The sequence below is a fragment of the Aerosakkonema sp. BLCC-F183 genome, from assembly GCF_041929145.1.
In the GTDB taxonomy this organism is placed as follows: domain Bacteria; phylum Cyanobacteriota; class Cyanobacteriia; order Cyanobacteriales; family Aerosakkonemataceae; genus Aerosakkonema.
In genome coordinates this window covers 51,914-65,972 of sequence record NZ_JBHFNU010000082.1, presented here as the reverse complement: position 1 = coordinate 65,972, position 14,059 = coordinate 51,914, and the positions used below count along the sequence as shown (strand labels likewise).

The 14,059-nt window shown below is 43.4% G+C and carries 9 protein-coding genes; 3 read left to right on the top strand and 6 right to left on the bottom strand.

The window, feature by feature from the left end:
- The 3 genes from ACE1CD_RS24380 to ACE1CD_RS24370 all read right to left on the bottom strand — a co-directional run.
- Positions 1-5,109 (bottom strand): AAA family ATPase (locus ACE1CD_RS24380; protein WP_374826513.1); only part of this gene is annotated, 5,109 nt, incomplete at its 3' end.
- A gap of 44 nt (positions 5,110-5,153) precedes the next feature.
- Positions 5,154-5,330 carry a hypothetical protein gene (locus ACE1CD_RS24375; RefSeq protein ID WP_374826512.1) on the bottom strand — a complete coding sequence of 59 codons (177 nt, stop codon included), beginning with the start codon at positions 5,328-5,330 and terminating at the stop codon, positions 5,154-5,156.
- 39 nt (positions 5,331-5,369) lie between these two features.
- Complete coding sequence (locus ACE1CD_RS24370; RefSeq protein ID WP_374797993.1) at positions 5,370-7,694, bottom strand: GAF domain-containing protein; 2,325 nt, start codon at positions 7,692-7,694, stop codon at positions 5,370-5,372.
- Between the two features lie 321 nt (positions 7,695-8,015).
- Here ACE1CD_RS24370 and ACE1CD_RS24365 point away from each other — a divergent pair, with 321 nt between their 5' ends.
- A complete protein-coding gene (locus ACE1CD_RS24365) occupies positions 8,016-8,507 on the top strand; it encodes a GNAT family N-acetyltransferase (RefSeq protein WP_374797995.1) in 492 nt (163 codons plus the stop codon).
- Positions 8,508-8,555: 48 nt separating this feature from the next.
- Here the strand turns inward: ACE1CD_RS24365 and ACE1CD_RS24360 are convergent, their stop codons facing one another.
- On the bottom strand, positions 8,556-9,299 hold the full coding sequence (locus tag ACE1CD_RS24360) for a DUF1995 family protein (protein WP_374797997.1): 744 nt from the start codon (positions 9,297-9,299) through the stop codon (positions 8,556-8,558).
- Positions 9,300-9,389: 90 nt separating this feature from the next.
- Between ACE1CD_RS24360 and ACE1CD_RS24355 the strand changes: the two genes are divergently transcribed.
- Positions 9,390-10,202: an endonuclease domain-containing protein gene (locus ACE1CD_RS24355; protein WP_374826510.1), complete on the top strand. Its 813-nt coding sequence runs from the start codon at positions 9,390-9,392 to the stop codon at positions 10,200-10,202.
- 136 nt (positions 10,203-10,338) lie between these two features.
- Here ACE1CD_RS24355 and ACE1CD_RS24350 read toward each other — a convergent pair whose 3' ends face one another.
- Complete coding sequence (locus ACE1CD_RS24350) at positions 10,339-11,505, bottom strand: cysteine desulfurase family protein (RefSeq protein ID WP_374798003.1); 1,167 nt, start codon at positions 11,503-11,505, stop codon at positions 10,339-10,341.
- 109 nt (positions 11,506-11,614) lie between these two features.
- A complete protein-coding gene (locus ACE1CD_RS24345; protein WP_190464622.1) occupies positions 11,615-11,995 on the bottom strand; it encodes a hypothetical protein in 381 nt (126 codons plus the stop codon).
- Between the two features lie 350 nt (positions 11,996-12,345).
- On the opposite strand from ACE1CD_RS24345, the gene ACE1CD_RS24340 reads away from it, so the two are divergent.
- Positions 12,346-14,019 carry a DUF655 domain-containing protein gene (locus ACE1CD_RS24340; protein WP_374826509.1) on the top strand — a complete coding sequence of 558 codons (1,674 nt, stop codon included), beginning with the start codon at positions 12,346-12,348 and terminating at the stop codon, positions 14,017-14,019.
- Positions 14,020-14,059 lie beyond the last annotated feature (40 nt).

Genomic DNA, 14,059 nt, shown 5'->3' with positions numbered 1-14,059 from the left:
AATTATTTCTCCTATTGAAGTTGGCTGCATATTCCACTCTATTTTGCCTGCTTCCATTTTGGCGATATCCAAGACATCGTTAATTAAATTTGTCAGTCGTTCGCCTTCTGAGATGATGATGTTGATGTTTTGGTTGACTTGTTTGCACGCTCTTTGTGCTTTGCGATCGGATTCTGGAACGACTGGTAAAATCGCATCGTCGAGTTTTTTAAGAATCAGTTTGGCAAAGCCCAGCACTGAGGTGAGCGGTGTCCGCAATTCATGGGATACTGTCGAGATGAAATCGGTTTTCATCCGGTCAATTTCTTTTTCTTGGGTGATATCCCGAATAATGGTTACCGAGCCGAGGCGATCGTCAATTGCCAACTCAGAATTAGAATACTTTTTGGATATAGTAGTCGCCACCGCCTTGCCTATTTTCCCATTTGCAAGTTCTACTTCTGCGGTCAAAACTTCGTTCGGATATTCCTTCGTTTGTGCTAATAGTTCTGCTATTTGACTGTTGAATATTTCTTGGCATTCTTGCCCGATAACTTTGCTATCTTCCAGACGAAACATTGATAACAAAGCCGGATTGATATGAGCTATTTTTCCATAGCTATCTGTCACTAATAAAGCATCAGCAATATTGTTAATGATGGCTCTCAGATACGCTACCGTGTCTTGTACTTCGTTTACTGCTTGAGCTAGTCCCAGAGAAATCGCTGCTTGAGAAGAAAGGATTTTTAATATTTCCAATCTGTCCGGAGTAAAGGCACTTTTTGTAAGATTGTTTTCCAGGTACAGGATGCCGATGAGTTTTGCTTGATGGACGATCGGCATACACAAGAGGGATTTAACTTGGTTATCGGTAATATAGTTATCCGTTGCGAACATTCCCTCACGAGTAGCATCGTTCAAGACGACATTTTTCTTAGTCCTCTCTACATAATTAATCAGATGCTTGGGTAAATTTTGGCTATTTTCCACAGGAATAGAAGCTAATAATACCTCCTTGCTGTCTGCATAGCTTTCTGCGGCGATCGCTAATTTTCCTTCCTTATTCAGAATAAGAATACCTTTTTGAGCGCCTGCATTTTCGATCGAAATTTGCATTAACTTTTCTAGCAACCTGTCGAGAACAAGCTCTGAGGAAATAGCTTGTGAGGCTTTGATTACCGTCGTTAAATCCAGCAGGGCAGAATTTCCGGTAGTGGTGGAATCCGTTGTCCGGCTTCCCTCGCTAGTTCCAGTTTCTTTTGCCAAGATACGCGAGAAAAATTCTGGATATCTTTCTTGCAAGTCTTTAACTTTTGCCTTTGCTCCCCAGCGAATATATCCGTAGTATGCTTCCGTCAAATAAGACTGAGCTAGCTTTTCTCTGCCACGAGCGAAATAAAATTCTGCTGCTAATTCGTTGGCTAAAGCTTCTTCCTGTATGTAGCCAGAATCTTTGGCTCCGCAAATGGCGCGATCGTAATGCTCCATCGCTACATAAATTTGCCCCAATACACGCGCTTTTTCTGCTTCCACTAAGTCGTACTTATGCTGGAAGTTCTCTGGCGCGTGGTAAGCCCATCGCTGCATTTTTTCCTGATTGGAAGATACTTGTACTAAGTATTGTTGCTGCTCGTTTGGTGCGGCGCTTGGGTACTGAGCTAAAAGGGCTAGAGAGTGGTAAAAATTGTATAAGCTGCTAATCATCAGTCCGACAGTAGCTTGGCTGTATGGTAGCGCCGCAATAGCTGTTTCCACAGCACTTTTCGCTCGTTTAAAAATATAAAAAAGTATAATTTTGGCTATATAAATAGAAATGAGGGAAGTATTATCTTTTGCTTGACTAAAAAATAAAAGCATTTCTTCTTCATCAAAATCATCACTTTTTAATAGACATTTATCATCTGCTTCTCCTTGTAGATTCAACACCATTTGTCGCCAGATTTTTTGAGAATTGCACGACCACCCATGTTTTAACTTAGTCATCAGATCGATATATTGTGCAAATTTCGGAGCAACAGATTCAAGATGCTCCCCACAAAAAAATGTTTGAGTGCAATAGTGGTAAGCGCAAAAACCTCCATATTCTATATCCCCAGTTTCCAATCCGCTATAAATACCTTCCTGTAAAGGCTCTATTCCAGAGCGGAGATGCTTTTTCCAGAAGTTGACAGCGCCGTAAAATACATTAGAAATTTTAGCTTTGTATTCTTTAGCATTTAATTTATCTAATAACTTCAAACCCAGTTCGCCATATCGATATCCAGAGTCAATATCTTCAGCCGTACCGCACAAAATCAAAGCATAAAAACCATACCCTTGAATGGCAGATGCAGAATTTCCATATTTGACCGATATATCGATCATCGTAAATACAAGAGAGGGTAACAAAGAGGGATTCGACCAATAAACAGGAGGAATTAAGGGAACCAAGATACGCGATGCTGCCAACTTATAAGCATCAGTTAAAATTGGTAGGTTGATTAAATCTTCAATTATCAAGTTTTTTGGAGGTTCTTCTAACAGGGGAACTCCCAGCATTTCCACTACAGATAGCCCAGTATCAACGGCATCTTGCACCGCGAGTCGAGCCACGTACATCTGTATTTTTAGTTCGTAGACCTTCACTTTATCGAGCAAATTTTTCGCTTTTGGCAAGATAATTTCAGCGTAGGAGTTGGCGCGATCGAAGTTGGTATTTAAGTATTCAGCTTCAGCAATTTCTACATAGAGATTGAGGCTCAGATCGTACTGACTTTCCCAAGACGATGGTGACAGCAATCCTATCGCAACATATAAATAATTGACGGCTGCTTCATAAGCGGTCGCCGCCTTAGCTTTCTTACCAGCGATGAGATTCAAGTTTGCCAGTTTGTCTCTTTCTTTTTCAGAAGTGAGTAAGTCAGTGCCGTAATTTAGTTGGTTGACAATATCGAAGATGTTTTCGGAAATTTCCTCAGTCGAGATATGTTCGAGTAGCAGTTCGCCGATTTTCAGGTGTGTTTGTTTTTTGCTTTCATCTGGAATGAGAGAATAAGCTGCTTGCTGTACGCGATCGTGTAAAAACTTGTAGCGAACCTTTACCGAGTCTACAGGCATTGCTACCTGTATTGAATTGTCAAAAACTAACGGAATTTTGTACCTTTCGCTTAAGGGTAGAACCAAACCAGCTTGCAGCGCGTCCCACAAATCCACAGCCGTTTTTGGCTCGGACTTTTGATTGACAATGCTCAAAACATCTAAATTAAACTTGTCGCCAATACAAGCCGCTAATTTTAAAACTTGTTGCGTTTCTTCGGGCAATTTTTGGATATTTCTGGCAATCAATTCGACCACATTATAATCGGTGATACCTACTGCTTGAATTTGCTTGATATCCCACTCCCAAATGCCAGCGCTGTAGTCAAATGTCAAGAGTTTTTCAGAGTGCAGGGTAGCAAGCATCTGAGTGAAGAAGAAAGGATTGCCCTGAGTTTTATTGAAAATTAATTCTGCTAGTGGCTTCGCTCGACCTATTTCATAGTGCAGGGTATCGGCAACTAATTGACCGACATGGTAAATATCTAAAGGTTGCAATGTAATCGTTTCTATGATGGCACCCGTTTTTTTCATCTCATCCAGCGTCAGCATCAGCGGATGAGTCGGGCTGACTTCGTTATCTCGATAAGCTCCGATCAGCAAAAGATATTGGCTATCAGGGTCGCTCATCAGCAGTTGAATTAACTTCAGGGAAGCTGAATCTGCCCACTGCAAATCATCTAAAAAAACTACTAGCGGGTGCGAGGGTTTTGTAAATACATGAATGAACTCTCGAAACACCCTATTGAATCGATTTTGAGATTCAGATGGCCCTAATTGGGGAACGGGTGGCTGTTTACCGATAATCTGTTCTATTTCGGGAATGACATCGATAATAACTTGACCGTTAGATCTGAGAGCTTCTAAAATTTGTTCTTTCCAAGCCGCTATTTTTTCAGCAGTTTCTGTGAGCAAATGCCGTACCAATTCCCCAAAGGCTTGAATTACCGCAGCATAAGGAATATTCCGCTTAAACTGGTCAAATTTGCCGGATATAAAATAACCGCGTTTGGCTACAATTGGTTTGTGAATTTCATTGATAACGCTTGTTTTGCCAATACCTGAATAACCGCCCACGAGCATCGTTTCGCTGGTCCCTGTACTGACGCGATCGAAAACTTCCAACAATTGGGTTACTTCCGCTTCCCGTCCGTATAGCTTTTGGGGGATGATAAATTGGCCGTATTTATCCAATTTTCCGGGAATAAAGTTGTCAATTTTTCCGGTATTTTCTAATTGATTGAGGCAGATTTCTAGGTCGGCTTTTAGCCCCAGCCCACTTTGATATCTGTCTTCTGCGGTTTTGGATAATAACTTCATCACAATATGGGAAACCGCCCCTGGAATTTCTGGTTCGATCCGATGGGGCGGTTCTGGTTGTTTAGCTATATGGCAGTGGACTAATTCTAGGGGGTCAGTGGCATTAAAGGGCAATTGACCAGTCAGCATTTCATAAAATGTTACGCCTAACGAGTAAAAATCGGTGCGATAATCAATAGAACGATTCATCCGCCCTGTTTGCTCTGGCGACATATAGGCAAGAGTGCCTTCTAGCAAATTCGGATTGCTGAGATTCTGGTTTTCTCTAGACAGATTTGAGGCAATGCTAAAATCGATAATTTTAACTTGCCCTGTGCGATCGTTAATGATAATGTTTTGGGTTTTAATATCTTTATGGATAATCTTGTTTTGATGCAAATGACCTATGGTTAACGCTAGTTGTATGGCAATTTTAAGAAATTTTATTATCCCAATTTTTTGGTTGTTCAGAAAATATTTGAGTGAGATGCCCGAAAAGTCTTCTAATATTAAAGCCAGTCCGTTATTACAGTTTTCTAAAGCATAGGGTTTAATAATCCCTTCTAAATCAAACCTTTGCAAAATCTTATATTCATGTCTGAGCTTAGTGATTTCTTCCAGAGTGGGATACTCGGCTTTGAGGGTTTTAATAATCACCGATGTTTGAGATTGTTCTCTGACACCGCGATAAATAACAGTACTAAGACCTGCTTGAATTCTTTCAGTAATTTGATAACCTGGGATTGAGATTGCCATTGTGCTTACTCCGGAGATAACTTTTGGGGCTTGCGAATTGTTAGTTATTTTGTGTAAATCTTCAATGGGAGCGACTTATTTTTATATTCGTGTCTCAATCTGGTAATTTGTGCGAGATTAGGATATTCGGCTTTATCTTGTTTTCTTACCCCACGATAAATTGAGGTATTGATAGTGGCTTGAATTTGTTCGGTGATTTGATAACCTGAAACGATCGGCATTAGCGTTTGTCCCAAACGTGAGTATATGTTTGCGAACGGTTAACCGCATTGAGCTTGCTGAAAGTATGCTGGGGAATTAGGAGGGAAATCAACTATGCGCTGATTTTTACGATCGGGACGAGTGGATGCGATCGCTTGCATGGGAATCTCAATTAAAAACTCCGCTCCTTGACCGGGTTGGGAAAAACACTTCAAAATTCCACTGTGTTTTTCTAGGACAATTTGGTAACTAATCGACAATCCTAAGCCTGTGCCTTTCCCTACTGGTTTGGTTGTGAAGAAGGGATCGAACAATCGCTTGATTACTTCTTCCGTCATACCTGGGCCGTTGTCTCGAATGCGAATAGCAATCCTGTTATTTTCCAAAGCTTCGGTACGAATCGAAATACAGGGTGTAGCGGACTGTGACGGCGCACCGCGCAAAGAACGCTGTACTTCTAGAGCGTCGATCGCATTGCTGAGGATGTTCATAAACACTTGGTTTAGCTGACCGGGATAGCACTCTACAAGCGGTAAGTCGCCATATTCTTTGATAACTTGAATGGCAGAATTTTCTGCTGTTGCTTTTAATTGATGGTGCAATATCATGAGGGTACTATCGATACCTTCGTGAATATTCACCGGTTTCATTTCGGCTTGATCGAGACGGGAGAAATTTCGCAGCGATAAGACAATTTGACGGATGCGTTCGACTCCTACGTGCATGGAAGAAAGTATTTTGGGTAGGTCTTCAACGAGAAAGTCGAGTTCGATCGCTTCCATTTCAGCTTGGATCTCCGGTACTGGTTCCGGATAGTACTTGCTGTAAAGTTGGACGAGTTGGAGTAAGTTTTGGGAGTATTGACTGGCGTAGGAAAGATTTGCGTAGATGAAGTTGACGGGGTTGTTGATTTCGTGGGCGACACCGGCAACTAACTGACCCAAGCTGGACATTTTTTCGCTTTGAATAAGCTGGGCTTGAGTTTGTTGCAATTCGTGCAGGGTTTGTTGCAGCTGTTGAGCTTGGGTTTGAGCATCACAGGCAGCCGTGGCAGCTTGATGGTATAGTTCGGCTTGGTCGAGGGCGATCGCCAGTTGAGTAGCCACAGCCTGCAACAGCTCCACCTCGCACTCACTCCACGATCGCACTTCTGCACTCCGAACGCAGCATATCGCACCAATAGCTCCAGAGCGAGTCTGAATGGGCATTGTGAATAATGAGACAAATTCCCGATCTACAAAAAACTTTCGCATTACCGGATCTGCGATCGTTCTGACATCATCTGCCCAAACCATTTCCATGTTCAGAAGTTGCTGTGTAAAACAACCAATATCCGCCGCCGAGTAGTAACCAACTAAACTCGGCAGATCGGGATTTTTGGCTTCTTTGAAAATTTCCCAGCCATCCGAAGTATTCAGCATTCTGGATGTATCCCCAAAGTTAGGATGAATAAATTTTTCTTCTTCCGGTCTATACCAAATGAATTGGCAGCGATCGATTTGCAAGAGGCTGCGGATCTCGCTCACCGCTGTTTCTAAAATTGTATCTAAGTCCAGGGAATGACGGATTTGACCAGCCAAACGGAAAAGCAAAGCTTCTCGGTGGCTTTCCCGCAGCTGGTGTTCGTGGAGGAGGGCGTTTTCAATGGCAGCTCCTGCTTGCGAAGCCAGCATGGTGAGCAGTTTCAGGTCTGCTGCTGTATAAGCGACCGGTGTGTTACTGCTGATTTCGATCGCACCAATTACTTTATCTTTTGTTTTCAAAGGTACGCAAATCAGAGAACTAACTTGTTCTTGACTTTGAACGAATCTGGCATCGGATAAAACATCGTTGACTATCTCTCCTCTGCCTGTCATCACTACATTACCAACTATCCCATCACCCAAGTTTAAGGTTGATTTTGACTGGCTTTGCTTGTTAAATTCTGCGATTACTTCCAGCCTGCCCGTGCTGGTATTAAGTAGCATGAGAGAGCCGCTAGTTGCTTGGATAAGTTCTCTAGCTTCATGAATCACTAATTTGGCAACTTCTTTGAGGTCTAAGGTGGCGCTTATCTTTTGGGAAATTTCGTATAAAAATGTGATCTCTCTATATCGCTCAATTAATTCATTAGCCAACGTTTTCTTTTCTAATTCTTTATTCACTACATAGGAGATGAGAGCAGCTACGGCAGCAGCTTTTTCCGAGCCGCTTACCCATCCGATCGTTTCTCCAGAAAGTTCTACTGGATATTTACCTAATTTTTTTTCACTGGCAACCCCTATCAGGATGTTGCCTTCTACATCTTCAATTACGAGCGAACTTTCAATAGCTTTGACAATTTCATTTATAATCGGTAGAATTTCTTTTCTTGAGAGAACTTTTTTGAAGTTAATTTTAATCATATTAGTTGCTCTCCCTCTCCTCTACCTTTTTGACTTGAAAGTTACAGATTACTATTTTCCCGAACAGATAGTTAGTTCTACATCTACCTAAAGATATGCAATCTCAACTATAATATCATATTTAATTAAATAATATATATATTTTAAATTTCAGTAAATTTGCTGATAAATTACTTAAGTAAAATTGCGTACTTGCATATAAGTGTACTGTCAGAATAGTACATAAAAAATAACCCCAGACGCAATAGAAGAGGAAAATGTTCCGCACGAGCGGTTAGTATTAAAATCTATAACTGTGGAAGTAAAAGAAGCATTTGTCAGGTGAAAATTCACTATCGCGATTTTGTAATTCGTTCCTGGTCAGAGGCCGATCGCACTCATGTTGCCGATCTCATCCATTCTGTTTTAACTGAGTACGGCTTGCCTTGGCAACCAGCAGAAGCAGACAGGGATGTCTTGCAAATAGAAAACTTTTATCTGACGACTGGGGGAGAGTTCTGGGTGGTGGAACGGGAGGGGCAGCTAGTGGGAACTGCGGCTTACTATCCGATCCAGCGGGGACAGGACGCTGTAGAAATTCGCAAAATGTATCTGTTGCCGTCTGTGCGGAGACAAGGATTGGGAAAATTTTTATTACAACAGCTGGAAAGCGCGATCGCAGCTAGAGGTTTTCAACAAATTTGGATTCAAACGGCCAGCATCTTAAAAGAAGCGGTGCAGCTGTATGAAAGCAGTGGGTATCAACGGACATCTGGGATAGAGGCGGCAAGATGCGATCGCATTTACGTCAAATGGGTAGTTGGTGGTGGTTAAATAATTGCAGATTTAAATTTGAAATCTGCAATTAACTTTGTCGATCCTCTATCGATTCAAAGCGCGTAAGAAGCGCTGCATATTAGTGAAAAATCCCGGCTTTTTGGGACGCGGCGCTTCAGTTGCATCGCTATCGGTTGGGCCAATGGCATCCAATATAATTCGATCGACTTCCTCGCCAACAGGTTTTTGAGGCAATTCTGCAATCAACTTGTAATTGTCGCCCACCTCCAACCAAACTTGCCAAGGCCCTGGATAGCAGCGAAATACAGCTGCGCCTTGTAGAGGTCTGACATAATAGCAAGATTGCAGACTACTGAGGAAGCGTTCCCGCAGCTGACGACCAGCATAGCCAATACCGACAGTACCCGCATCTTCTAAATGCGGGATTAGTAAAATCACCGGACGATCGCCCACTGCATTGCACAGCTTTTCTACTTCTGCCACCTCCACCGAACTGAGGTTAACCAGCAAGAATATTTCATCTTCCGGTTGAATTTTATTTTGGATAGGGGTTCTACCCATACCGATATCTTGTATTTTAAAAGGTACTTCTCCCCAATCGCGACGGGCGAGGGCAGCCGCACCAGCATCGGGGAAGAACATTTTTACTTGTCCAATGCGATCTTCAAAAACTTCGATAAATTGCTTGGCGAGCGATTGCGCTTGCAGTGCGATTTCCGGGAAAACTAACTCAACTTGCAGCCGAGTGTAACCATCTGCGATCGCCGCCAGGGTTGCTTCGCGAGATTGTGCGATCGCCTCTTCTAGGGTATTGGGAAGTTCTGCCATAATTTATTTTTTTTGCTTCCTGGTTATTGTACTGTGATAGTACCAACACAAACATTGATATTTATCCCTCCCGCGTACCCAGAAAATACAATGGCATTACCGCAAGAAGTATTAGTCGGGATTCTAAATACTCGACTGGATCTCGAAATTGCCCGCGATCGGCATTGGTATCGTATTCCTGTAGATAGTGTTAATAAGTTTCTTAAATTACGTTGGCCTCCCCAATGGATTGCTTTTTACCAACCAGGTACTTTTGGCAAACAGGCTTATGCAGTCCGATATTATGCCCAAATCAATCAAATTAGCGAAGTTTTTCGGTGGGAGTTATTCCCCGAATTACCAAATGATTACCAAAGTAAAAAGCGTTATTACAAACTTGAATTCTCCTCCTTGCAACGTTTACCAACCCCAATAGTATGTCGTCGAGCGCGACACCTTGTTTTTATCCAAACCACCTGGAAAAAATTCACCAATGCAGTTGAGATTAACGATTTATATGATGAAAGCCCTCTAGAAGATAAATTGTGGACTGAGTTTAAAAAATTAGAAATTAATGCCGAACGGCAAGAGTTTGTCACAGTTAAAAATTCCACCTACGCTCTCGACTTTGCCATTTATTGCACTTACGGCAAAATCAACATTGAAACTGACGGCGATACTTGGCACGCCGATAAAGAGCGTATTCCTTTAGATAATGAACGAGACAACGACTTACAAACAAATGGTTGGCATACCTTGCGATTTAATACCTATCACATCCAAGAAAAAATGACTGAGTATTGCCTACCGACAATAATTGAAAATATTAACCGTCTTGGTGGCTTGAAGGAAGAAGGGAGAGTTTTTCCGCGTTCGATTAAGTCGAATTCATCGGCAGAATTTGTCCAGTTAAGTTTGTTTTAAATTTTATGGGAAATGGCATTATCGGCAGCAGTTGGCTCTCCCGTTGTTGTGGTGATAATAAAAACTTATTTAATCGTAGGGTGGGTTAGGCACGGGCGATAATTTCAACACTTTCAAGCAATACCTGGGTCTGCCATTAACACCCAGATAATGCTACCTTTGGCATCAAGCGTGCCAACACTTGCTTCAGCACCATTGCCGTCCAGTCGATATCCGCTGCGGTCGTGTGGCGACCCAAAGTGAGGCGAATACCAGATTTGGCGGCGGCAGAATTGTAGCCCATTGCCAACAGTACCGGACTGGGGGTAATTTTACCGCTGTTGCAAGCAGCACCAGCACTAATACCAATACCGGCCAAGTTGAGGTGTCGCACCAGAGTTTTACCGCTGAGCTTTTCACCATCGGCATCTGGCAAGCAGAAACTGACGTGGTGAGGCAAACGGTGCCAGCGATGCCCTGTGGGGGTGAGACTGGGGGTATCGGAGAGTAGGTCGAAAAGACGATCGCGCAACTCGATCGACCTTGGCGTTTCCACAGCCATTTCTTGGGCTGCCAATTCCGCAGCTGCGCCAAAACCGGCAATAATTGGCACAGCCTGAGTACCCGAACGCAGTCGCATTTCTTGTCCCCCACCCCCTAGCAAGGGAACTAACTTGACACCCGGACGGATATAAAGCGCCCCCGCTCCTTGTGGGCCATAAATTTTGTGACTGGAAAGGGAAAGCAAATCTACAGGTAACTTTTGCACATCGAGAGACAAACGCCCAGCTACCTGTACAGCATCTGTGTGAAATAGCACACCGCGATCGCGGACAATATTTCCCAAACCTTCGATCGGTTGCAGCGTGCCCACTTCGCTTTGACCGTAGATAATCGAAACTAACACAGTATTGGCTTGCAGGGCGTTCTCCAAGTCGTTTTCCCTAACTCTTCCCCACCTATCCACCGGCAAGCGCGTCACTTCCCAACCCCATTGTTCCAGCCAGCGGACAGGTTCTGCCACAGCTGAATGCTCAACACTGGAAACGATAATATGCTGAGGTTTGCTGTAACATCGAGCCACACCCATAATTGCCAGGTTATTTGCCTCCGTACCGCCAGAAGTAAATACGATCGACTCCGCCGGTGCGTTAATTAGCCCAGCTACCTGCATTCTGGCTTGTTCTAACATAGTTGCTGCCCGTTGACCCCACTCGTGCAAGCTGGCGGGATTACCCCACTCTTGGGTGAGGACTGCTTGCATCGCTGCGATCGCCTCTGGGCGGGTCGGTGTTGTAGCGCTGTAATCTAGATATATTTGCATAATCTTTAACCGTTAGAGGTCGCGGCAGAGAGAGGCTCTACTTTCAGCATAATCCGCCAAGGTCTGACAACTAACAACTAACCTGTAACAGTTGAATTTTGACTTTCGACTAACTTCCCGGTTTGCGGACATTGTAGTCCTCGTGCGACAAAACTGCTTGGGGAATTAGTATATTACCGCAGTCCCGACACAGCATCCGGTAGTTGCGGGTAATGGGAATACTGATAATAAAACGATCGTGCCGCAGTCGCTTGCCGCCAAATTCTGTGTAATGCTTTTGTTCTTGTAAAGCAGCAATCACAGTGCGTGCCTTGACCACCACATGAATGGGCAGATCCCGCAGATCGATCGGGTCGCGGTCAAAGGTGGACTCCCACTCGTGTTTTAGCTGTTTTTTTTGTTCCAGTACGGCTTTTTTTTGGGCACACAGATGGCACGCTTGACCATAACCCTTATGGCCGCATGGAAATAGCTTTTTTCTTCTAGGCATAACAGAAGTGTGGATTGAGATGAATACATCCACTTAAATGCGGCAAATTGGCTACGTACCCGCCAGAACTAGGGGCACTTCTAGTTGCTGCCGGCTAACAAAGAGAGTAGCCTTGCAGGAGCCATCCTTTAGTTAGCGCGATCGCTTCGGCTGTTTAGTCCTGCTACCTTCTGGGCGTTTCCCGCCGTCAAAATAATTGACACTACGGGGAACTTTGTTTGTAGCCAAAAGATCTCAAGGTATAAACTTTAGATTACAGAATTTTAGCAAGAAAGCTTATAGCTTCTTGCGACGGAATAAGTTGCTTGTCTCGTAAGGTCTGAAAATAAAGGGCTGTTGGCGATTGACTTATGAACATTAATTTGCTTAAAACCACCCTCAGACAAGTAGCATCGATTTTATTAGCACTTACCCTAGCTGCTTGTCAACGGGCTCAACCGCAAATTCAGCAACTGACTCCTCTACCCCAAGACCCCTTTATCGAGGTTTACTTCAACCACTCGGAGTCAAGTTCTTACAGAGAACCTTACCGCCAGCAAACGCGCCTTGGTGATAACCTGGAACAGCTTATTATCGATTCTATTGCAAGTGCTAAATCTACGGTAGATGTGGCAGTTCAGGAGTTACGCTTGCCGAATATCGCCAAGGCGTTGGTCGATCGCAAAAAGGCAGGAGTCAAGGTTAGGGTTATTTTGGAGAATACTTACAGCCGTCCCTGGAGTAAGTTTACACCAGATGAAGTAGCGAAACTGCCCCAAAGAGAGCGCGATCGCTACAACGAATTCCTCAAATTAGTAGACCAAAACGGCGATAATAAGCTCAGTCCAGATGAGATCGATCGCGGCGATGCGATCGTCATGTTGCAAAATGCCAATATCCCCATAATTGATGATACCGCTGACGGTTCCAAAGGCAGCGGTTTAATGCACCACAAATTTGTCGTTGTTGACGGTCAAAATCTAATTATTACTTCCGCCAACTTCACCACATCCGACATTCACGGCGATTTCAATCATCCCAGCAGTTTGGGTAATGCCAACAACCTTCTCAAAATAAAAAGTCCTCCATTAGCAAGTCTTTTCAGCGAAGAATTTAACATTATGTGGGGTGATGGCCCCGGCGGTAAACCCGATAGCAAATTTGGCATCAAAAAACCATTGCGATCGGCCAGTCAATTTACACTAGGAACTGCTACAGTTGCCGTCCAATTTTCCCCCACATCAACAGCAGTACCTTGGGAACAAACTAGCAATGGTTTAATTGGCAAAACTTTAAACACAGCTACCCAGTCGGTAGACATGGCATTGTTTGTATTTTCCGAACAGCGTTTAGTCAATATATTAGAAACCGAAAATCAACACGGCGTAAAAATACGAGCTTTAATCGATCCGGATTTCGCATATCGCAGTTATAGCGAAGCGCTGGATATGATGGGCGTCGCTTTGACTAATGATTGTAAATACGAAATCGATAATCGTCCTTGGCAAAATCCGATTGCCACTGTTGGCATTCCGCAACTGCGAAAAGGCGATTTGTTACATCACAAATTTGGTGTTGTGGACGGTCAAACTGCGATTACCGGTTCGCACAATTGGTCAGCAGCAGCCAACAATAATAATGATGAAACTGTTGTAGTAATTCAAAGTCGCACCGTAGCCGCCCATTATCAACGAGAATTTGAGCGACTTTACGCTAATTCAATTTTAGGTTTACCTGATGGAATCAAGCGCAAAATTGAGGTGCAACAAAAACAATGTCCGCAAATAAAAACAGCTTCTCCATCTGCTGCGCCAACAAGTTTGACTACACCTAAAATTAGCGAAAATTCGATAATTAAGAAAGTCAATCTCAATACTGCTACCCAAGCAGAATTAGAAACACTACCAGGCGTCGGGCCGAAATTAGCGCAGCAAATTATTCAGGCGCGTCAGCAGAAACCTTTCACTTCTTTACAAGACCTTGACAATGTGCCAGGAGTAGGGCCGAGTTTACTGGAAAAACTGAAAGATAGGGTAACTTGGTAAAACCAACTTTAATCAAAAATTGGTTATTTCCGGTAAAATA

Bases quoted from the DNA above. Each gene is read 5' to 3' on its own strand.
- ACE1CD_RS24355 (WP_374826510.1), top strand. From the start codon at position 9,390: ATGGCATTACCGCAAGAAGTATTAGTCGGGATTCTAAATACTCGACTG.
- ACE1CD_RS24375 (WP_374826512.1), bottom strand. From the start codon at position 5,330: ATGCCGATCGTTTCAGGTTATCAAATCACCGAACAAATTCAAGCCACT.
- ACE1CD_RS24350 (WP_374798003.1), bottom strand. From the start codon at position 11,505: ATGCAAATATATCTAGATTACAGCGCTACAACACCGACCCGCCCAGAG.
- ACE1CD_RS24360 (WP_374797997.1), bottom strand. From the start codon at position 9,299: ATGGCAGAACTTCCCAATACCCTAGAAGAGGCGATCGCACAATCTCGC.
- ACE1CD_RS24340 (WP_374826509.1), top strand. From the start codon at position 12,346: ATGAACATTAATTTGCTTAAAACCACCCTCAGACAAGTAGCATCGATT.
- ACE1CD_RS24345 (WP_190464622.1), bottom strand. From the start codon at position 11,995: ATGCCTAGAAGAAAAAAGCTATTTCCATGCGGCCATAAGGGTTATGGT.
- ACE1CD_RS24370 (WP_374797993.1), bottom strand. From the start codon at position 7,694: ATGATTAAAATTAACTTCAAAAAAGTTCTCTCAAGAAAAGAAATTCTA.